Here is a 21,425-nt window from a genome sequence, read left to right on the forward strand (position 1 = left end):
AACCAAGCCCAAGGCAACAACTACCACCACAACCAAGCCCAAGGCAACAACTACCACCACAACAAAGCCCAAGGCAACGACAACCACAACAACCAAGCCAAAGGTAACGACTACTACAACTACAGTCAGCAAACCTGCTGTAACAATGCTCGGCGATGCCAACTGCGATAATAAGGTAGATCTTGCAGACGCTATACTCATAATGCAGGCTCTTGCAAATCCCAATAAGTACGGTATCGGCGGTACTGCTCAGAAGCCGCTGACAAAGCAGGGATATGCAAATGCAGATGTGGACAGCTCCACAAAGGGACTTACAGGAGATGACGCATTGAGGATACAGGAGTATCTGCTGCATAAAATAGATTCCATAGGCGATCAGAAATGATCGGTCGGAAACGGTACGTTTATACGTGCCGTTTTTGTTTATAACAGGGAAGGAATACAGTTGATTCTTGCGGGGCGTAAAATGAGTGAAATTCAACGGACGGGCATCGAAGCCGAAAAAAATATTTTTTGTATTCGACTTAGTAAACAAATTTTTGATAATACTATTGTTGATATTCACAGAGTTTCCGCCCGCTGTGCAATGTTCATATTTTTGTGTTGACTAATAGTGGAAATTAGTATATAATATTAGTGTGGTTACAGGTGATCGCTGTAACAAATACAATAGTAAGGAGATATGCTATGAACAATATTCTATTTGCCGCTTCCGAGTGCGTTCCTTTTATAAAGACAGGCGGTCTTGCAGACGTTGTGGGCGCACTGCCGCAGTATCTGGACAAGAAACAGTTCGATGTAAGAGTCATCATGCCATATTACACCTGTATACCCGATAAGTACAGGAATGAGTTCAAATACGTTCACCACTTCTATATGGATTACGGTATGAGAAGCGAGGGCGTCCATGTCGGTATCATGGAGTATGAATATAATGGCATAACCTTCTATTTCGTGGATAACGAGTATTACTTCAAGTGCGACAGCCCTTATTCTCCCGACCTGAAATGGGATATAGAAAGGTTTACTTTCTTCTGTAAGGCTGTTCTGGCGATACTGCCTGTTATAGGCTTCCGCCCGGATATTATACACTGTCACGACTGGCAGGCTTCCATGATACCCGTTTTCCTTCATTCCGCTTTTGCTACAAACCCGTTCTTCAGCTCCACAAAGACTATCATGACTATCCATAACCTGAAGTTCCAGGGTGTATGGGATATCGATACCTTTAAGTTCAACACGGCTCTGCCCGATTATATGTTCACCTCAGATAAGCTGGAATTCCACAACAATGCCAATATGCTCAAGGGCGGTCTGGTATACGCTGATTATATCACTACCGTATCCGAGACCTACGCCGAGGAGATAAAGTATCCCTTCTACGGCGAGCAGCTGGACGGACTTCTCCGTGCAAGGTCGGCTTCGCTGAGAGGAATACTCAACGGCATAGACTACAAGGTGTTCGATCCTGCCCATGACAATAAGATCTTCGCGGACTATACTGCAAAGAACGCCAAGACGAAAAAGGCTGAGAACAAGAAGAAGCTCCAGGAGCAGCTGGGACTTCCCGTGGACGAAGGCAAGTACATGATAGCCATAATTTCACGCCTTACCGATCAGAAGGGTCTGGATCTGGTAAACTATGCTATCGAGCGCATATGCGATGAGAACACCCAGTTTGTGATCATAGGCACGGGCGATCCCAGATATGAGAATATGTTCACGCATTATCAGTGGAAATACCCCGAGAGAGTTTCCGCTAATATCCTGTATTCCGACGAGCTGGCTCATAAGCTCTATGCTGCGGCAGATACCATGTTGATGCCGTCGCTGTTCGAGCCCTGCGGACTTACTCAGCTGATAGCTCTCCGTTACGGTACTCTTCCCATAGTACGCGAGACAGGCGGACTAAAGGATACAGTCACACCCTACAACGAGTTCGACGGTACCGGCAACGGCTTCTCTTTCGCTAACTACAACGGCGATGAGATGCTGGGCGTTATCAACTACTCCAAGCATATCTACTACAACCACCGCAAGCAGTGGGACAAGATGGTGCAGCGTGCAATGGAGCAGGACTTCTCGTGGAACAGCTCTGCAAGACAGTACGAGGGTATGTACAGCTGGATGATAAACTGGTAATAATTCTTTTATATAATGGAGTGAGGGCGGAACTCGATCCGCCCTTGCGCTTTGTTGAGCGGTGCGGAGTGCGTACTTTCCGCACCGTCCGATAATCAGTAACAAGGAGCAGATAATGTTAAAAGGCGCTATTTTTGATATGGACGGTCTTATGATAGACACCGAGAAGCTCTATCTGAAATTCTGGATACTGGCTGCAAAGGACTTCGGCTATGATATGACTCCCGAGCACGTCTACTCAATGCGCAGTATGGCGAGAAAGTTCTCCATACCCCTGCTGAAGGGTATATTCGGTGAGGACTGCCCCACAGAGGAGATAAGAGCTCACCGCACCGAGCTTATGGCGGAGTACATAAAGGAGCATGGCCTGGAGGTAAAGAAGGGGCTTTTTGTGCTGCTGGACTATCTCCGAGACAAAGGCATCAGAATGGCTGTTGCCACGGCTACGCCCCTTGAGCGGACTATGAGCTATCTTGAGACCATAGGCGCAAAGGACTACTTTTCGGCAGTGATATGCGGAGATATGGTCACTACGGGCAAGCCTGCCCCCGATATATACCTTGCGGCGGCAAAGGGACTGGGGCTGCCTTCTGAGGAGTGTGCAGCCTTCGAGGACTCGCCCAACGGCATAAAGGCGGCTCACGCCGCAGGCTGCTATGCTGTGATGATACCCGATATGACTCAGCCTGACGAGGAGATAAAGCCTCTCCTGTCGGCAGTATATGACAGCCTCGACCAGGCAGCGGAGTTTTTTGAAAGGAGCTTATGATATGAGCGTTTCGGAAATATTTGAGATACCAAAGTTTTATTACTTCGAGAGCGGCAACGACTTCTCGGGGAGCAAGGACGACTTTTCCTATAAAATAGCCAACGGAGACACAATGAAGTGCATGACCTGGCACGGCAGGCTCTGTTCGATGAAGGCGGAGATAGAGCATGAAGCCGAATTCGAACGTACACAGGAGGGCTTCGAGGCCATGATAAAGTGGCTGGAGGAGCAGTATAAAGGGGAATGAGCCCCTGTCTACCCGTGAGTATCAGGGGCATAGCCGCGGCATATTATGTTCCCGAAATATTTTTGCTGTGCGGAACAATGAGCCAAAAATAGACGTTGACAAAAACATACTGTGGGTTTATAATTATAATGAGTAGTTATATCTGCTCATCTCATGAACTTTTATAAAAAACGGAGGAATCATGGATATTATAATTGTAGGCTGCGGAAAGGTGGGAGCTTCTCTCGCTGAAGTCCTCAGCAGTGAACATAATGTTACTATTATAGATAAGAAGGAGGCGCTTATTGAAGCCGCAACCAATGACTACGACGTCATGGGAATTGTCGGCAACTGCCTTCAGACTCAGATCCTCGAGGAGGCCAACGTTGCAAAGGCAAATATATTTATTGCCGTTACTACCTCTGACGAGGTGAATATTCTCTCCTGTCTTATTGCAAAAAGAATGGGAGCCCGTCACTGTGTAGCCCGTGTGCGCAGCCCCGAATTCGACAAGCAGCTGGTATTCATGCGTGAAGAGCTTGGTATCAGCATGATGGTAAATCCGGATTACAACGCCGCTAACGAGATAGCAAAGGTTCTTCGCTATCCCGAGGCTATAAATATAGAGTCATTTGCAAAGGGAAGAGTAGACCTGGCGGAGATCCGCATTACCAGCGGAAGTATCCTGGACGGAGTGGCTCTCACCCAGCTATCGAGACGTATGAGGCTCGATGTGCTTATATGCGCAGTTCAGCGTGGTGATGAGCTCACTATCCCGAACGGTAATTTCGTGCTTCGTGCGGGAGACAAGATACACATGACAGCTTCTCACAGCAATATGGTCAAGTTTTTCAAGAGCATAAGCGCCGCTTACCGCGAAAAGCGCGTAAAGTCTGCGGTGCTCATCGGCGGCGGCCGTATTGCCTATCATCTGTCCCAGCAGCTTATAGAAATGGGTGCAAAAGTCAAGATCATCGAGATCGATCGCGAACGCTGCCTTGAACTGTCCGACAGGCTCAATAAGGTAGATATTTCTTGCGCCGACGGTACAGATCACGATATACTGGAGGAGGAGCGCGTTTACGACGCCGATGCGGTGGTAACACTGACCGGCATCGACGAGGAGAATATACTCCTTTCGCTCCTTGCAAAGAACAACGGCGTGGATAAGGTGGTAACAAAGGTAAACAGAATGTCCCTTATGCAGCTTTCGGACACTCTCGACCTCGATAGCATCATATCACCCAAGACTATCACGGTAAATCAGATACTTCAGTACGTCAGAGCAAAGCAGAATTCTCTCGGAAACAGTGTAACCACGCTGTACAGACTGGTCAACGACCGTCTGGAGGCGATAGAATTCGTTGTCCGTGACAAGAAGGAGTACGTTGATGTGCCTCTGAAAAAGCTGAAGCTGCGCAGCGGTATCCTCATTGCAAGTATTGTAAGAGGCAATGAACTCATAATCCCAAAGGGCGATGACTGCCTGAAGGTAAATGACAGTGTCGTTGTCGTGACTACCACAAAAGGCATGCACGACCTGAGTAATATATTTGACTGAGGTGTAGCGGACGATTTCTATGAATTACAGAATGATTTCATATATTATGGGACAGATACTGAAGGTCGTGGGACTTTTCATGCTTCTTCCCATAATTGTAGGGTTTATTTACGGTGAGAATCATGTGGTTGCTTCCTTCGGCATACCGTTCCTTATTACTATGGCCATTGCAATGGGATTTACCATTGCGAAGCCGAAGAACAATGCGGTATATTCAATGGAGGGCTTCGTGAGCGTTGCGGCTTCATGGGTAACCATGTCCTGCATAGGTGCTCTGCCCTTTGTGATTTCGGGAGAGATAGCAGATTATCCCAGCGCTCTGTTTGAGACTGTTTCGGGATTTACCACCACCGGTGCCACCATACTGGAGGACGTTGAGGCAATGTCGCGTTCCTGCCTGTTCTGGCGAGCTTTAACTCACTGGCTGGGTGGTATGGGAGTTCTTATGTTTGTGCTGGCTATAATGTCCAGCAATGATTCAAGGACCATGCATATGATGCGAGCTGAGTGCGCAGGCCCGAAGGTAGGACGTCTGGTGTCAAAATCAAGGTTTTCTGCCCGTATACTCTACGGTATCTATATTACCATGACCGTTTCGGAGGCAATACTCCTCATGTGCGGCGGTATGCCGCTGTATGATGCGATAATACATTCCTGCTCGTCGGCAGGTACGGGAGGATTCTCCATGTGGGGAAACAGTATCGGCCACTATAACAGCGTATACATCGAAATGGTCATTGCTGTGTTCATTATCCTCTTCGGCGTTAACTTCAATCTTTATTATTACCTTATAATAAAGAAATTCTCCCTTGCCTACAAGAACGAGGAGGTAAGGACATATTTTGGCGTTATCATAGCGGCTACCGCTATAATCGCCGTCAGTGTGCATAAGCTCTATGACGGAGTGGGCGATACACTGAGACACAGCTTTTTTATGGTGGCTTCCACCATTACTTCGGCAGGCTTTTCAACCACTGATACGGCGAAATGGCCTGTATTCTCGCAGACTCTGCTGCTGATGCTCATGTTCGTGGGCTCCTGCGCAGGCTCTACGGGCGGCGGTATGAAGGTATCGCGTATAATTATACTCATAAAGACAGGCATCAAGGAACTCAAGTATATTACAAATCCTCGCGCTGTGACTACTGTCAAAATGGACGGAAAGCCCGTGGAAAAGGATGTTGTGCGCGGCGTCAGCAATTATCTTATCCTGTTCCTTTCGCTTATGTCAATATCTGTGCTTATGGTGACTCTGAACGGCTTTTCCATTGAGGAGTCCCTTTCATCGGTCATCACCTGTATGAATAATATCGGCTTCGGTGTGGGACGTTTCGGTCCTGCGGGCAACCTCAGCGGACTCAATGCCTTCTCAAAGGTAGTGCTGTGTTTTGATATGCTGCTGGGACGTCTTGAGATCTATCCGCTCATAATGCTGTTTGTGCCGAGAAGGAGATAAGACCTGCGGGCTTGGGGAAGCCTGAGGTTTTATATATTAAAATAGGAGGAATAAAACATGAAAAAGTTATTTGCAGCCCTTGTATCAGCGGCGATGTGCGCTGCGGTAATGACAGCGGCTCCCGTTACAGCTTCGGAGACTGCTCTCGTCAGCGGTATTTTGTCGGAGAACAGAGTGGGAGAATCGGGCTCCTGCGGAGATAATGCGCAGTGGAACCTTTCCGGCGGAAAGCTCACTATCACAGGCACGGGAAAAATGACAGCCTGGAAAACCAGCAGCTATGTTCCCTGGGACGAATTCAGAGAACAGATCACTTCCGTGGAGATAGCCAGCGGAATAACCAGTATCGGTCCCAGTGCATTTTTAAGGTGCAGTAATCTGCATTCTGTCAAGATACCTGATACCGTTACATCTGTCGGATCAAGTGCATTTATGCGTTCAGGCATAACATCTCTTGAGATACCTGCTTCCGTTACCATAGTGGGAAGAGACTTCCTGAGGGAATGTTCTTCTCTTAGCTCGGTGACCTTTTATAATGCAAAATGCGAGATAGTAGGCGGCAATCTTACTATAAGCAACAGTGAGTCAAACGGACAGGGCAGTTACGGCGGAACTATCTTAGGATATGATAATTCCACTGCAAAGAAATATGCCTCAGACCGCGGGATAAACTTCTGTCTTATCGGTCAGGCTCCGCCTGAGACTACTACTTCCACAACAACAACAACTACTACCACAACAACAACTACTACCACCACAACAACGACAACAACTACCACTACTACAACTACAACCACAACTTCCACTACAACTACTTCCACAACTTCCACCGCGACTACTTCAACATCCAATGTTAATACCGAAGATTATAAGCTCGGCGATATAAACAACGACGGAAGGGTAGACTCCGTAGACGCCAGCATGGCTCTTGCTGAATATGCTCGTCTTTCATCAAGACAGCCTGCTGCATTCAGCGAAAAGGAGAAAAAAGCAGCAGACGTTGACAAGAACGGAATGGTCGACTCTGTTGATGCCTCAAAGATACTTGCTTATTATGCCTATCTTTCTTCTCTGAAGGACGGAGAGCAGGTAAAAACAATATCGGATTTCATAAGCGGCATTTAAGTTTTCAGTTATGGGGAAGTGCATAGGGGTATTTTAATGGAAGCTGTGTTATATAAATCACAGATTCAGGAAACGGAGAAATATGCATGAGAAAACTGATAGCCGTTATGATGGCGGCGATATTGGGTTTATTTTCGGTATCTGCCGGACCGCAGCTTCTGAGCGAGGCTGCCGTGCCGCAGTATATTGGAAATGAAGACGCTAAGACAGGAGAATCAGGCTCCTGCGGAGCAAACGTCAGCTGGAACCTCTCGGGAGGCAGGCTAACCATTACGGGTACGGGAAAAATGGAGGTCTGGAAAACCAGCAGCTACGTCCCCTGGGACGCATACAGAAGCCAGATCAATTCCGTGGAGATAGCCGAGGGCGTAACAAGTATAGGTCCGAGTGCTTTTTTAAGGTGCAGCAACCTCAGTTACATAAAGCTACCGAACAGTATTGCATCTGTCGGATCCAGCGCATTTATGCGCTCGGGCATCTCATCCATCGAATTCCCGGCAAATGTTACCATAGTGGGAAGAGATGTACTGAGAGAATGTCCTTCTCTGAGGTCGGTGACCTTCTATAATCCGAAATGTGAGATAGTCGGCGGTAACCTCACCGTAAGCAACAGTGAATCGGCAGGAAAAGGCAGCTACGGCGGAGTTGTCCGCGGTTACAGCGGCTCTACAGCCGAGACATATGCTAAAAGTATCAATTGCAGGTTTGAGAAGCTGAGCGGTCAGCCTCCCACAACTACAACAACTACGAAAACGACTACCACTACTACGACCACGACTACCACTACCACCACAACAACTACAACAACATCTACAACAACTACTACAACAACTACTACAACATCTACGACAACCACTACAACAACTACTACATCTACAACGACCACTACCACTACAACTACAACTACAACCACTACAGCAGCCTTTATTTCAAGTATATCGGCAAAGGTCAGGATAGATCAGATCCCGTATAAGACCACTTATACCGTAGGTGAGGATCTTGATCTCAGGGGTGGTGTGATACAGCGCAGCTATATTGAATATCTCAGCAACGGAGCATTCATAGAGCATGATCTCGATCCGCTGAATATGGCTGATGTATCCTACTGGCGCGACAGTGTGTACGTAAACACGGATAATTTCAATAAAGACCAGCCCGGCAAGTATATTATAACCTTCGGCTATGTGAAGGATAACTCTGTGGATTATGCTGATCTTGAGGTGGAGGTGCTCCCGCCCCTCACAACAACTACTACCACTACGACCACCACACAGCCTTATGTACTGAGTGTTTCGGCTAAGGTATCTGTGGGAAGGACTCCCAATAAGACTACATATACGGTTGGTGAAGAGCTTGATCTGAGCGGCGGAACCATAATACGTTCCTTTACGGAGTTCCTCAGCGACGGTACATTAAGGGACATAGTCCTTGAAGCACTTGATATGACAAGTATGTCCTACTGGCAGGACGGAGTTTACGCGAATACATCTGCCTTTGATAAGAACAGGGCAGGAAAGTACACTATATCCTTTGGTTATACCAAGTCCGGCTCGGTAGCATATACAGATATGGAGGTAGAGGTTAAGGAACCTGAGACAACCACCACAACAACGACTACAACAACAACAACGACCACTACCACCACCACAACTACCACCACAACTACAACAACTACAACGACAAGTACGACTACCACAACGACGACTACTACCTCAACCACCACAACAACAACGACCACAACTACGACTACCACAGAGCCGTATGTGATCGGAGTTTCAGCAGATCTTTCGATAGGAAGCTATCCTTTCAGAACAACCTATACCGTAGGCGAAGAGCTTGATCTGCGGGGAGGTTCGCTTATACGCTCCTTCAGGGAGTTCCTAAGCAACGGTACCTTCAGGGATACGTTCCTTGCGGCTCTGGATATGGCGGATATAGTGGAATGGCGTGACGGAGTAAGTGTTGACAGTTCTTCCTTTGACAAGAACAGGGCAGGAAAGTATAATATAAGCTTCAGCTATACAAAGTCGGATTCGACAGCAAATGCAGATCTGGAGGTGGAGGTTCGGGAGACTGAAACAACTACTCCCCCCACTACAACAACTACCACCACGACAACCACGACTACAACTACGACCACAACTACAACAACCACGACTACGACAACAACTACTACTACAACAACGACAACTACCACCACCACAACAACTACGACTACGACAACTACCACCACAACAACGACTACAACTACAACAACGACTACAACTACAACTACAACAACAACCACCACTACTGCACCTGCAAGTGTGGAGAATGAGCCATTTATAAGGATAGTCTCGCTTCCGGATAAGCTGAATTACAAGATCTTTGAATGGTATGATCTGCAGGGCGGTGTGGTTGAAATAGGTCATGCGGAAAGCGGCGGCAGGGTCATTGCCGAGAAAGTTTCCATGGACGATCAGCGTATTTTAAAAAATACCGAATATCGCAGCTGGGTAAGAGGTACGTACAAGATGACGCTCAGCTACACTGAGAACGGTAAAACAGTCTCTGTCGATTTTGATATGACGGTGGGGGCAACAACAACTACGACTACAACTACAACCACCACCACAACGTCAACTACGACTACTACTACAACGACGACAACAACAACTACAACGACAAGTACGACTACCACAACAACTACGACCACCACTACCACAACTGTGCCTCATTATACCGCGGAGATCAGTATAATACAGCTTCCGGATAAGCTCGCATATACAGTTGGAGAGTCTGTCAGCCTTTCGGGTATGTTAGTGGATATCTATCACGTAAACGGTGAGGAGAAGTGCTGCGTATGCAGAGGTGACAGTGTAGAGGCAAATCCCGACAGGTATGAGCTGAAGGGCTATGACAGTGAAAAGCCTGGTGTGCAGACTCTGGTGCTCGTTTATAAGGCCTTCAGCGAGACTATGAATGACTGGATCTATGGAGATACATCCTTTGAGGTCAGCGTTGAGACCGCAACTACCACAAGCGCAACTACCACAAGCGCAACGACGACAACCACAACTACCAGCACAACGACAACCACAACTACCAGCACAACGACCACCACAACCACCAGTACAACGACAACAACTACTACAAGCACGACCACTACGACTACTACAACTACAACTACAACTACAACAACAAGTACCACTACAACTACATCTACAACAACTACTTCGACCACGACTACTACAAGTACGACCACAACTACAACAACCACCACGTTACCTGAGCAGGAGAAGGTAAAGCTGGGAGATGTGGACTTTGACGGTATGGTCAATTCGGTTGATGCAAGTATGATACTGGCAGAATATGCAAGGCTCTCTTCAAATAAGAATGCGACATTCAGCGAAAAGGCCAGAAAGGCAGCAGATGTGGACGAAAACAACAAGATAGACTCCGTTGACGCTTCGCTGGTGCTTGCGTATTATTCGTATCTGTCCCGTTCACACGGTGAAAAGATAACAGACATGAGGGAATGGCTGAAATAATAGCTAAGTCTTCATGGGCAAAGTCCGTGTAATAATGGGAAAAATAACAAAAAAATGAGAAAAAGCGCGGCTTTTGAGGGTTTCCCCTTGACAAGCTGCGCTTTTTTGGGTATAATATATCAGTGCGCAGATTCTGTACCCTTTTGCAGGTACGTCTGACACATTATATTAATGAAAAGGAGGAAAAATATGCCTACATTTAACCAGCTCGTTCGTAAGGGAAGAAAGGATCTTGAGACAAAGTCTACAGCTCCTGCTCTCCAGAAGGGTTACAATGCAAAGAAGAAGACTCAGATCGACCTCAGCTCACCTCAGAAGAGAGGCGTTTGCACAGCTGTAAGAACTGCTACACCTAAGAAGCCTAACTCAGCTATGAGAAAGATCGCCAGAGTTAAGCTCACAAACGGTTACGAGGTAACTTCTTACATTCCCGGTATCGGCCACAACCTTCAGGAGCACAGCGTCGTTCTTATCAGAGGCGGACGTGTTAAGGATCTCCCCGGTGTGCGTTACCACATCATCAGAGGTACTCTCGATGCTCAGGGCGTTGCTAACCGTAACCAGGCTCGTTCCAAGTACGGTGCCAAGAAGCCCAAGCAGAAGTAAGATACTTCTTCAGTCTGCGGCTGACTGTATAAACAATGCCGTTCATTCATTAATATAGGATAACTACTACCGCAGGATAATGCGGAGATCATATAGATTCAGTTCGATAGATCCTCTGCATTGGCTCCTGACACACCTTTCGGCGAAGCAATGCCGGAAAAGGCAGTAACCGAAAAGGTTTGAGTACCTATGAATTCATCAATCTATATGAAGGAGGGAAGCGAAAATGCCAAGAAGAGGTAAAATCGCAAAGCGTGATGTATTACAGGATCCTGTATACAATTCAAAGCTCGTTACACGTCTGATCAACAATATCATGTTAGACGGTAAGAAGGGCGTAGCGCAGAAAATAGTTTACGGTGCATTTGAGATCGTAGCTGAAAAGACAGGCAAGGACGCTCTTGAGGTGTTCCAGCAGGCTATGGAAAATATCATGCCTGAGCTTGAGGTAAAGGCTCGCCGTCTCGGTGGTGCAACTTACCAGGTTCCTATGGAGGTCCGTCCCGAAAGACGTCAGACTCTCGGTCTCCGCTGGATCACAAAGTATTCCAGAGAGAGAAACGAGAAGACTATGAAGGAAAGACTTGCCGGTGAGATCCTCGATGCTCTTAACGGCACAGGCGGTGCTTGCAAGAAGCGCGACGATACACATAAGATGGCAGAGGCAAACAAGGCGTTTGCTCACTACCGCTGGTAAGCGTCATTGTAAAAGGAGTAAATTATGTCAAGAGATTGTTCACTTGAAAATACAAGAAATATCGGCATAATGGCCCACATTGACGCAGGTAAGACCACTACCACAGAGCGTATCCTTTTCTATACAGGTGTTAACCACAAGATCGGTGAAACACATGAAGGTTCCGCTACTATGGACTGGATGGAGCAGGAGCAGGAGAGAGGTATCACAATTACCTCAGCTGCTACTACTTGCTACTGGGCAGGCCACAGACTTAACATCATTGATACACCCGGCCACGTTGACTTTACAGTTGAGGTTGAGCGTTCACTCCGTGTACTCGACGGCTCTGTAACAGTTCTCTGTGCAAAGGGTGGTGTTGAGCCTCAGTCTGAGACCGTATGGAGACAGGCTGATAACTATAAGGTACCCCGTATGGCTTATGTAAATAAGATGGATATTATGGGTGCCGATTTCTATCATGTTATAGACATGATGAAGGACAGACTCAAGTGTAATGCCGTTCCGATCCAGCTGCCTATCGGCGCTGAGGATACATTCACAGGTATTATCGACCTCGTTGAGATGAAGGCTTACATTTATACAAACGATCTCGGTACAGATATCAAGGTCGAGGATATCCCCGACGATATGAAGGAGATCGCTCAGAAGTACCACGATGAGATGGTAGAGCACGTTGCTGAGCAGGACGAAGCACTCATGGAGAAGTATTTCGAAGAGGGCGAGCTTACTCAGGAAGAGATCAAGACCTGCATCAGAAAGGCTACCATTGCTAACCACATGGTTCCTGTATGCTGCGGTACTTCATACAAGAACAAGGGCGTTCAGAAGCTCCTCGATGCTATAATCGACTATATGCCTTCTCCCCTTGACGTACCCGCTATCAAGGGCGTTAACCCCGATACAGATGTAGAAGAGGAAAGACCTTCTTCCGACACCGAGCCCTTCTCGGCTCTCGCATTCAAGATCGCAACAGATCCCTTCGTTGGTAAGCTTGCGTTCTTCCGTGTATACTCAGGTGTCGTAAATCAGGGTGATACAGTTCTCAACGCTACAAAGGATACTAAGGAGCGTTTCGGACGTATCGTTCAGATGCACGCTAACCACAGAAAAGACCTCACAACTGTTTACTCAGGCGATATCGCTGCAGCAGTAGGTCTTAAGAATACAACCACAGGTGATACACTCTGTGATGATAAGCACCCGATCATTCTCGAGTCCATGGAATTCCCCGAGCCTGTTATCCAGCTCGCTATCGAGCCCAAGACAAAGGCAGGTCAGGAGAAGATGGGTATCGCTCTCGCAAAGCTTGCTGAAGAGGATCCTACCTTCAAGACATGGACAGATGAGGAAACAGGACAGACTATCATCGCCGGTATGGGTGAGCTTCACCTCGATATCATCGTTGACCGTCTCCTCCGTGAGTTCAAGGTAGAGGCTAACGTTGGTGCTCCTCAGGTTGCTTATAAGGAAACTATCAAGGGCAGCGCAGATATCGACTACAAGTACAAGAAGCAGTCAGGTGGTTCAGGTCAGTACGGTCACGTTAAGATCAGAGTTAATCCTAACGAGTCAGGCAAGGGCTATGAATTCACAAACGCTGTTGTCGGCGGTTCTATCCCCAAGGAGTACATCCCTGCTGTTGACGCAGGTATCCAGGGCGCTATGAAGGCCGGTATCCTTGCAGGCTATGAGGTAGTTGACGTTAAGGTAGAGCTTTACGATGGATCATATCACGAAGTTGACTCTTCGGAAATGGCATTCAAGATCGCCGGTTCTATCGCTTTCAAGGAAGCTCTCAAGCAGGCTAACGCAGTTCTCATGGAGCCTGTTATGAAGGTTGCGGTTATCGTTCCCGATGAGTATCTCGGAACAGTTATCGGTGACCTCAGCTCACGTCGTGGACAGATCCAGGGACAGGAGTCAAGATCCGGTTCGATCCAGGTCGATGCACTCGTTCCGCTTTCAGAAATGTTCGGTTACACAAGCGACCTCCGTTCAAATACACAGGGCCGCGGACAGTACACAATGGAGCCCCACAGCTATGAGGAAGTTCCGAAGAGCATCGCTGAAAAGATCATGGCTAACAGAGCTAAGAACTAATTGAATTATCCGCCCGTTTTATGCGGATAAAAGTGTAAAACGGGCATAATCTACAAAATCATGTGCTTCGGATATAATTTTTTTACCGAAACACTTGAATTTACCAAAATAATCTGGTATAATAATATATACAGATTTCTGAAATCTATTCTAAGGAGGAATTTTCCAATGGCTAAGGCTAAATTTGAAAGAACTAAACCCCATGTAAACATTGGTACAATCGGACACGTTGACCACGGTAAGACAACTCTTACTGCTGCTATCACAAAGACTCTCGCTATGAAGGGTCAGGCTCAGTATGAGGCTTACGATATGATCGATAAGGCTCCCGAGGAGAGAGAGCGTGGTATCACAATCAATACAGCTCACGTTGAGTACGAGACAGATAAGCGTCACTATGCTCACGTTGACTGCCCTGGTCACGCTGACTACGTTAAGAACATGATCACAGGTGCTGCTCAGATGGATGGTGCTATCCTCGTTGTTGCTGCTTCTGATGGTCCTATGGCTCAGACAAGAGAGCACATCCTTCTCGCTCGTCAGGTTGGCGTTCCTGCAATCGTTGTATTCATGAACAAGGCTGACCAGGTTGACGATGAGGAGCTCCTCGAGCTCGTTGAGATGGACATCCGTGACCTTCTCTCAAGCTATGATTTCCCTGGCGACGATACACCTATCATCAAGGGTTCAGCTCTTGCAGCTCTTAACGCTCCTGATGATCTTAACGATCCTGCTTACAAGCCTATCCTCGAGCTCATGGATGCTGTTGATGAGTACATCCCCAGCCCTGAGAGAGACGATGCTAAGCCTTTCCTTATGCCTATCGAGGATACTATGACAATTTCCGGTCGTGGTACTGTTGTTACAGGTAGAGTAGAGCGTGGAAAGCTCAACGTAAACGAGCCTGTTGAGATCGTTGGTCTTTCTGACGAGAAGCTCAACACAGTTGTTACAGGTCTTGAAATGTTCAGAAAGACTCTTGATTTCTGTGAGGCTGGTGATAACGTTGGTGCTCTTCTCCGTGGTATCACAAGAGACCAGGTTGAGCGTGGACAGGTTCTTTGTAAGCCCGGCTCAATCCACCCCCATACAAAGTTTGCTGGTCAGGTTTACGTACTGAAGAAGGAAGAGGGCGGACGTCATACTCCTTTCTTCAACAACTACAGACCTCAGTTCTACTTCAGAACAACTGACGTTACTGGTGTTGTAACTCTTCCTGCTGACAAGGAAATGTGTATGCCTGGCGATAACGTTGCTATGGACGTTGAGCTCATCACTCCTATCGCTATCGAAGAGGGACTCCGTTTCGCTATCCGTGAGGGTGGTAGAACAGTTGGTTCAGGCGTTGTTACAAAGATCAACGAATAATCTTTGATCCGTTAAGGTTAACAACTTCAGGCGGTCATGCCTATGGGCATGACCGCTTTTTTACACATAAGCACATTGATATAATTTAAACAAAAGGTGGGGTAAACATATGGACTATGTTCTTCAGACCCGTGACCTGTATAAGAAGTACGGCAGCTTCAAGGCTCTGGACAATCTTACTATAAACGTTCCCAAGGGCTCTATCTACGGACTCGTCGGCAGAAACGGCGCAGGTAAGACTACTCTTATACGTATAGTTACGGGACTAAATCATCCGTCATCAGGTGAATTCACATTTTACGGCGTAAAGAACAATGACGGAAAAATACTTGAAGCACGAAGAAAAATGGGTGCTGTTGTAGAAACTCCTTCTCTTCATCCTAATATGACGGCCAGGGATAACCTTATCCAGCAGACCAAGGCTCTCGGCATTTCCGATGAAAAGATCGATGATATACTGAAGCTTGTCGGTCTTGCCAATACAGGCAAGAAAAAGGCAAAGAACTTCTCTCTCGGTATGCGTCAGAGACTGGGCATAGCTTTTTCTCTGGTAGGAGATCCCGAATTCCTCGTACTCGACGAGCCTATCAACGGCCTCGATCCTCAGGGTATCATAGAGGTCCGTGAGATGATAACACGCCTCAATCAGGAAAAAGGCATTACTATCCTTATCTCCAGCCATATCCTTGATGAGCTGTCACGTCTGGCTACACATTACGCCTTTATCGAGCGCGGACACGTTATCAAGGAAATGAGCGCAGAAGAGCTTGAAAATGCTTCACGTACCTTTGTACATATAAACGTGAACGATACCAAGATACTTGCCGATGTTCTCGGCGGAATGGGTATTGAGTTCAGGATATGTTCTCCTAATGAGGCTGATATTTATACACCTGTACAGGTAACTCCTCTTGTACTTGCTCTCAATGACAAGAATTGCATTGTAAATTCAATGAGCGAGCATCATGAAAGCCTCGAAAATTACTTTATGGGACTTGTGGGAGGTGTTCAGAATGGCTAATCTTCTTGCTGAGGGATACAGACGACTTTTTAAGGGCAAGAGATTTTACATCGTTCTTGCTGTAGTTATTGCCATTTCCGTAATGTTCACATTGCTTTATATGGCTGTAAACAAACTGGCCGGCGGTATGGTCATGGGTGAAGAAGATGCTCCGATGATTCCCGCAGATCCGCTGCTTTTTGATAATATCGGAATTACACCTCTTCTTGTGGGCATCGCCGCAGGTATGCTCATTGTTCAGGATTTCAGGAACAATACCATAAGAAACAAAATAATCATAGGTCATTCAAGAGTTAAGATCTATATGGCCAACTGGATCGTTTCCGTCACTGTTATGGTGATCTATATGATAGCTTATCTCGCTGTTTCTATTCTGCTTGGCGCTATCATTCTTGGTTTTGAGGAATTCCCCTCAAAGGCCATATTTATCAATCTGCTCCATGTGTTCTTTATAGAGCTGGCTATGACATCGCTTATAGTTTTCCTCTGTAATACTATGAAGAACGTGGGCGGTTTTGTTCTCGCCATCACAATGCACTACATTGTTGATATGTTCTCCCTGTCACTTATGCTCCTTAACAAGCATGAGAAGGCGCAGCAGATCATCAGAGAGGCAGTTCCTTCACTTCAGATGTCAATAATCCAGCAGAATTATACCGAAACTCATGCAAACGGAGTTCGAATGATCCTGTTCATGGTGGCTATAACCGTGGTTTCAACTGTTGCAGGAGCTCTCCTGTTCAGGAAATCAGACCTTAAATAAGACTTTTAAAGCTCCCTTCGGGGAGCTTTTTTTTATACGAACTCTATGCGGAACCGCTCCAGCCAGTAATCCAGCTGTATGAAATAAGCTATGGTCTGGGGGAAATTCATCAGCTGACCGTACCATTGTACGTTTTCTTCATGGCGGAGGAGTTTTTCCAGCTCTTCACGCTTTACCAGCTGTGTGAGCCGTCTTCCTCTCCCGTCAAGTACGGAGCGGAGCTTTGCGGTAACTTCGTCAAGAAATACGGGATCATGAGTCTTGGGATAGGGGCTCTTTTTTCTCCACAGGACCTTTTCGGGGAGCCAATCCTTCATGGCCTCGCGGAGAAGTCCTTTTTCCCTGCCCATGTAGTCCTTGTATTCCCAGGGCACGTTGTAAAGGTACTCGGCTATGCGGTAGTCGCAGAATGGTACTCTTACTTCAAGTCCGCTGTACATGGACATTCTGTCCTTGCGTTCAAGAAGATTCTGCATGAACCAGCTGAAGTTCAGCTGAGTCATCTCCCGCATACGGTATTCAAGAGGGCTGTCGCTGTCCAGTTTTTCGGCGCTGTCGGCGGTATCACGGTATGCGGAGTATACATAGTCCTCGGCGTCTGTTGTCTCCGCATATTCATCGCATAGTAAGCGTTTGCGATAGGCGGTGCTCTGTGCCCAGGGAAAACCGTCGGTCATGCGTATATCCTTATCCCTGTACCAGGGGTAGCCTCCGAATATCTCATCGGCACATTCTCCCGATAGGGCAACAGTGCCGTATTTTTTTATCTCGCGGCAGAAAAGCAGCATAGAAGCGTCCACATCTGCCATACCGGGAAGCCCCCTTGCTTCGGTTGCTTCCTCCAGTGCGGCTGTGAGCTGCGAGGTCTCAAGGAGGATATTATGGTGGTCTGTACCCAGATATTCTGCCATGCAGGCGATATACTCATTGTCGCTGTCGGGCTGGAAGTGGCTGCTGCGGAAGTTCACATCGTTGCCGCGGTAGTCCACGGAAAGAGTAGTAAGGCGTTTGCCCTGCTTTTTCAGCTCGTAAGCTGTCACGGAGGATATGAGACTTGAATCCAGTCCTCCCGAAAGAAAAGTACACACAGGCACATCTGAGATAAGCTGACGCCTTATGGAATCAATGACAAGCTGGCGGACGTGCTCTGCGGTCTGCTCAAAGCTTTCGCGGAGCTCATAGGCTTTCAGCCGCCAGTATTCCCGCAGTTCAAGTCCCCGGGGAGTGTAATATCCGCACCAGCCCGCTCTGAGTTCTTTTACTCCGCGAATGACACCGCAGCCCATAGTCCGTCCGGGAGCCATGAGTATCAGCTCCGCCGCACCCTGACGGTCTATTTCATGAGGGATATCGGGATGCTCCAGCAGGGCAGGGAGCTCCGAGGCGAAGATTAGCTTGCTTCCCGTATCATAGTAGAACAGCGGCTTTACACCTATCCTGTCGCGGGCGAGGAACAGGCGGCGGTGCTCCTCGTCAAATACCGCAAAGGCAAATATACCGTTGAATCTGTCCACGCAGGAGCTCCCCCATTTGATATAGCTTTTGAGGACAATCTCGGTATCCGAAAGAGTGTCAAAGCTGAAATCTTCACTCAGCTCTCGGCGGAGCTCCTCTGTATTGTAGAGCTCGCCGTTGTATATTATTGTGTATTTACCGAAGCTCATGGGCTGTCTGCCGCCGTTTATGTCGATGACGGCAAGCCTTGTATGGATAAGGGCAGCTTCACGTGTGAGCTTCATGCCGCGCTGGTCGGGGCCGCGATGCAGCAGGGAACGCTCCATTTTCTCGTATATTTTCATATCCTCCCGCATATCCTCTTTAAAGCTTATAGCTCCTGCAATTCCGCACATAGTATCCTCCACCGCTTTACGGCATACGGCACGCCGTTACTGTTGATCGTTCGCTGACCATTCATATGATATGAAAAAGACCTCTGATGTGTGTCAGAGGTCTGTGAGATATTTATTTTTGCTTGCGCAGGCCTGCTTTTATGCCCGACATAATGATGTCCCGTGCCTTTATAGCTTCTTCTTTTGTGAGCGGAGGAGTATCTCCCAGGGGATATTCAAGTCCGAGCTCTGCATACTTAGGCTTTGCCATGTCGTGATAGGGGAGTACGTCAAGAGCCTTCAGATTGCTGAGAGTGGACAGATATTCACCGAGAGCGAAGAGATCCTCATACCTGTCGGTTATCCCGGGGACGACAACGTGGCGTATCCATACGGGTATCCCCAGATCTCTGATATGCTCTGCAAAGGCAAGTATATTGCTGTTTCCAATGCCCGTGAGTTCCTTGTGGCGGTCATTGTCTATATGCTTTATGTCCAGCATTACAAGATCGGTATATTTCAGAGCTTCGTCTGTTTTCTCATGATGTAAGGGATCGTATACTCCGGCTGAGGTGTCGAGGCAGGTATGTATGTTTTTGCTTTTTGCAAGGGCAAAGAGCTCCGCAAGAAATTCCGGCTGGACCAGAGGCTCTCCTCCTGTTGCGGTTATGCCGCCGCTTTTCAGGAACTCCTTGTAGGAGTCGTATTCCTTCATCAGCTCTTCGGCTGTGACCTCTCTGCCCCTCGAAAGATCCCATGTATCAGGATTGTGGCAGTATCTGCATCTCATGGGGCAGCCCTGAAAAAACACAACAAAGCGTACTCCGGGGCCGTCTACCGTTCCGAAGCTTTCTGTTGAGTGGATACGTCCTTTCATACTATGCACCTCTGTTTTACGTATTCTGTCAGGGACTTCCTGTCGTTTGCAAGCTGTTCCTCCATGACCAGCTGAAGGAGCTCGTTCTGCATGGAACCGATCTCTGAACCCTTCAGTCCAAGCTCTGCAAGGTCTGAGCCGTTCAGGGCAAGGCCTTTTGTGCTGCGGCATTCGTTATTGTCTATCATTTTCCTTGCCAGGCGTTTATATTCATCGAACAACTTGTTCTCTCTGACAACGAAGTCATTTTTTGCGGAATTATCGCATTTTTTCATGTCCATAAGCACAAAGAACATCTCGTCGCCCATAACTGACAGCATCTTCTTTACGTCTGTCCTGCATTTCAGCTTTTTGCTGTGATTTGCTATGAGCTTCAGAGTATCGGCGATAGTCTTGTTATCGTATCGGAGCTGCCGCATTATCCTTCCGGTCATTTCGGCGCCTACGCTGTCATGCTTCTTGAAGTGCCCCCTGCCTGTCTCATCGAGCTTCATGCAGGCTGGCTTGCCGATATCGTGGAAAAGCAAGGTTCTGCGCAGGAACAGGTCATCCGCAGGAGCAGAGGCAATGGCGCGGACAGTATGCTCCCAGACATCATACCTGTGATAGGGAGAGTGCTGGTCAAGTCCCACAGAGGGGCTGAATTCGGGAATAACGGCGGTAATGACGTCGCTGTATCCCAGAAGTATATCCGTGCAGTTACTTCCGCAGATAAGCTTGTCCAGCTCATCGCGGATACGTTCGCGGGAGATCTTTTCCAGCTCATCCTTCATGCTGTGTATCGCCTGTGCGGTGGCTTCATCTATGGTGAAGCCCAGCTGTGAAGCAAAACGGACAGCTCTCATTATGCGCAGGGCGTCCTCGCCGAAGCGCTGCTGAGGCACTCTCACACAGCGTATTACAGCTGCTTCAATATCTTTCTTGCCGCCGAAGGGATCGACGATGTTTCCGTGTCTGTCCATGGCAATGGCATTTATGGTGAAATCGCGTCTTGCAAGGTCGGCAGCAATATCCGATGTGAATTCTACCTTGTCGGGGCGGCGGTGGTCGGTGTATTCTCCGTCTATACGGTAGGTGGTTATCTCATAGGGGATGCCATCGCTGACCACAGTTACTGTGCCGTGCTTTATGCCTGTGGGGATCACCTTATAGCCGCTGAAAACAGAAATGATCTGCTCGGGCAGTGCATTTGTGGTAATATCCGTGTCATGGAAGCTCCTGCCCATAAGGCTGTCACGCACACAGCCGCCTACCATATATGCTTCGAAGCCGTTGTTTTCCAGCTCAGCCAGTATCCTGTCGGTATTCTTATCGGGTCTCAAGACTGCTGCCTCCTTTCTGCGGGATCTTTT

The 21,425-nt window shown here is 47.7% G+C and carries 16 protein-coding genes and 1 pseudogene; 14 read left to right on the forward strand and 3 right to left on the reverse strand.

The window, feature by feature from the left end:
• From RF007C_RS17530 to RF007C_RS13635, 14 genes and pseudogenes are all read left to right on the forward strand, one after another.
• Positions 1-385, forward strand: a pseudogene (locus RF007C_RS17530) (hypothetical protein); the annotation flags it as partial.
• A gap of 302 nt (positions 386-687) precedes the next feature.
• Positions 688-2,142 (forward strand): glycogen synthase GlgA, encoded by a 1,455-nt coding sequence (glgA, locus tag RF007C_RS13570; RefSeq protein ID WP_037300753.1) that lies wholly within the window; start codon positions 688-690, stop codon positions 2,140-2,142.
• 115 nt (positions 2,143-2,257) lie between these two features.
• A complete protein-coding gene (locus RF007C_RS13575; protein ID WP_019680947.1) occupies positions 2,258-2,911 on the forward strand; it encodes an HAD family hydrolase in 654 nt (217 codons plus the stop codon).
• Position 2,912: 1 nt separating this feature from the next.
• On the forward strand, positions 2,913-3,158 hold the full coding sequence (locus tag RF007C_RS13580; RefSeq protein WP_019680946.1) for a hypothetical protein: 246 nt from the start codon (positions 2,913-2,915) through the stop codon (positions 3,156-3,158).
• A gap of 181 nt (positions 3,159-3,339) precedes the next feature.
• Positions 3,340-4,698, forward strand: coding sequence for a Trk system potassium transporter TrkA (gene trkA / locus RF007C_RS13585; protein WP_037300755.1), 1,359 nt, complete (start codon positions 3,340-3,342; stop codon positions 4,696-4,698).
• A gap of 19 nt (positions 4,699-4,717) precedes the next feature.
• The gene (locus RF007C_RS13590) at positions 4,718-6,154 is read left to right on the forward strand and encodes a TrkH family potassium uptake protein (RefSeq protein ID WP_037300760.1); all 1,437 of its coding nucleotides are present in this window, start codon (positions 4,718-4,720) and stop codon (positions 6,152-6,154) included.
• Positions 6,155-6,211: 57 nt separating this feature from the next.
• On the forward strand, positions 6,212-7,279 hold the full coding sequence (locus RF007C_RS16675; protein ID WP_051456682.1) for a leucine-rich repeat protein: 1,068 nt from the start codon (positions 6,212-6,214) through the stop codon (positions 7,277-7,279).
• Between the two features lie 86 nt (positions 7,280-7,365).
• A complete protein-coding gene (locus RF007C_RS18100) occupies positions 7,366-10,809 on the forward strand; it encodes a leucine-rich repeat protein (RefSeq protein ID WP_037300762.1) in 3,444 nt (1,147 codons plus the stop codon).
• Positions 10,810-10,998: 189 nt separating this feature from the next.
• The gene (gene rpsL, locus RF007C_RS13610) at positions 10,999-11,415 is read left to right on the forward strand and encodes a 30S ribosomal protein S12 (RefSeq protein ID WP_019680939.1); all 417 of its coding nucleotides are present in this window, start codon (positions 10,999-11,001) and stop codon (positions 11,413-11,415) included.
• Between the two features lie 226 nt (positions 11,416-11,641).
• Positions 11,642-12,112, forward strand: a complete 471-nt coding sequence (gene rpsG, locus RF007C_RS13615) for a 30S ribosomal protein S7 (RefSeq protein WP_028515382.1) — start codon at positions 11,642-11,644, stop codon at positions 12,110-12,112.
• Between the two features lie 24 nt (positions 12,113-12,136).
• Positions 12,137-14,215, forward strand: coding sequence for an elongation factor G (fusA, locus tag RF007C_RS13620; RefSeq protein ID WP_037300764.1), 2,079 nt, complete (start codon positions 12,137-12,139; stop codon positions 14,213-14,215).
• A gap of 168 nt (positions 14,216-14,383) precedes the next feature.
• Positions 14,384-15,583 carry an elongation factor Tu gene (tuf, locus tag RF007C_RS13625; protein ID WP_037300766.1) on the forward strand — a complete coding sequence of 400 codons (1,200 nt, stop codon included), beginning with the start codon at positions 14,384-14,386 and terminating at the stop codon, positions 15,581-15,583.
• A gap of 109 nt (positions 15,584-15,692) precedes the next feature.
• Positions 15,693-16,604, forward strand: coding sequence for an ATP-binding cassette domain-containing protein (locus RF007C_RS13630; protein WP_037300768.1), 912 nt, complete (start codon positions 15,693-15,695; stop codon positions 16,602-16,604).
• On the forward strand, positions 16,597-17,367 hold the full coding sequence (locus RF007C_RS13635; protein WP_037300770.1) for an ABC transporter permease: 771 nt from the start codon (positions 16,597-16,599) through the stop codon (positions 17,365-17,367). The genes RF007C_RS13630 and RF007C_RS13635 overlap by 8 nt, the downstream gene beginning before the upstream one ends.
• Positions 17,368-17,399: 32 nt before the next feature.
• Here RF007C_RS13635 and asnB read toward each other — a convergent pair whose 3' ends face one another.
• From asnB to RF007C_RS13650, 3 genes are all read right to left on the reverse strand, one after another.
• Complete coding sequence (asnB, locus tag RF007C_RS13640; RefSeq protein WP_037300772.1) at positions 17,400-19,217, reverse strand: asparagine synthase (glutamine-hydrolyzing); 1,818 nt, start codon at positions 19,215-19,217, stop codon at positions 17,400-17,402.
• Between the two features lie 112 nt (positions 19,218-19,329).
• The gene (pflA, locus tag RF007C_RS13645) at positions 19,330-20,073 is read right to left on the reverse strand and encodes a pyruvate formate-lyase-activating protein (protein WP_037300773.1); all 744 of its coding nucleotides are present in this window, start codon (positions 20,071-20,073) and stop codon (positions 19,330-19,332) included.
• Complete coding sequence (locus RF007C_RS13650) at positions 20,070-21,395, reverse strand: CCA tRNA nucleotidyltransferase (RefSeq protein ID WP_037300775.1); 1,326 nt, start codon at positions 21,393-21,395, stop codon at positions 20,070-20,072. Before RF007C_RS13650 ends, pflA begins: the two co-directional genes overlap by 4 nt.
• Between the last annotated feature and the right edge of the window lie 30 nt (positions 21,396-21,425).

This window comes from Ruminococcus flavefaciens 007c (assembly GCF_000571935.1).
Taxonomy (GTDB): Bacteria; Bacillota; Clostridia; order Oscillospirales; family Ruminococcaceae; genus Ruminococcus; species Ruminococcus flavefaciens_F.

What these genes read in the sequence shown, in the direction of transcription:
- tuf (WP_037300766.1), top strand. Translation starts at nt 14,384, where the DNA reads ATGGCTAAGGCTAAATTTGAAAGAACTAAACCCCATGTAAACATTGGT.
- RF007C_RS13630 (WP_037300768.1), top strand. Translation starts at nt 15,693, where the DNA reads ATGGACTATGTTCTTCAGACCCGTGACCTGTATAAGAAGTACGGCAGC.
- trkA (WP_037300755.1), top strand. Translation starts at nt 3,340, where the DNA reads ATGGATATTATAATTGTAGGCTGCGGAAAGGTGGGAGCTTCTCTCGCT.
- RF007C_RS13635 (WP_037300770.1), top strand. Translation starts at nt 16,597, where the DNA reads ATGGCTAATCTTCTTGCTGAGGGATACAGACGACTTTTTAAGGGCAAG.
- rpsG (WP_028515382.1), top strand. Translation starts at nt 11,642, where the DNA reads ATGCCAAGAAGAGGTAAAATCGCAAAGCGTGATGTATTACAGGATCCT.
- glgA (WP_037300753.1), top strand. Translation starts at nt 688, where the DNA reads ATGAACAATATTCTATTTGCCGCTTCCGAGTGCGTTCCTTTTATAAAG.
- rpsL (WP_019680939.1), top strand. Translation starts at nt 10,999, where the DNA reads ATGCCTACATTTAACCAGCTCGTTCGTAAGGGAAGAAAGGATCTTGAG.
- RF007C_RS16675 (WP_051456682.1), top strand. Translation starts at nt 6,212, where the DNA reads ATGAAAAAGTTATTTGCAGCCCTTGTATCAGCGGCGATGTGCGCTGCG.
- RF007C_RS13590 (WP_037300760.1), top strand. Translation starts at nt 4,718, where the DNA reads ATGAATTACAGAATGATTTCATATATTATGGGACAGATACTGAAGGTC.
- pflA (WP_037300773.1), bottom strand. Translation starts at nt 20,073, where the DNA reads ATGAAAGGACGTATCCACTCAACAGAAAGCTTCGGAACGGTAGACGGC.
- asnB (WP_037300772.1), bottom strand. Translation starts at nt 19,217, where the DNA reads ATGTGCGGAATTGCAGGAGCTATAAGCTTTAAAGAGGATATGCGGGAG.
- RF007C_RS13580 (WP_019680946.1), top strand. Translation starts at nt 2,913, where the DNA reads ATGAGCGTTTCGGAAATATTTGAGATACCAAAGTTTTATTACTTCGAG.
- RF007C_RS18100 (WP_037300762.1), top strand. Translation starts at nt 7,366, where the DNA reads ATGAGAAAACTGATAGCCGTTATGATGGCGGCGATATTGGGTTTATTT.
- RF007C_RS13575 (WP_019680947.1), top strand. Translation starts at nt 2,258, where the DNA reads ATGTTAAAAGGCGCTATTTTTGATATGGACGGTCTTATGATAGACACC.
- fusA (WP_037300764.1), top strand. Translation starts at nt 12,137, where the DNA reads ATGTCAAGAGATTGTTCACTTGAAAATACAAGAAATATCGGCATAATG.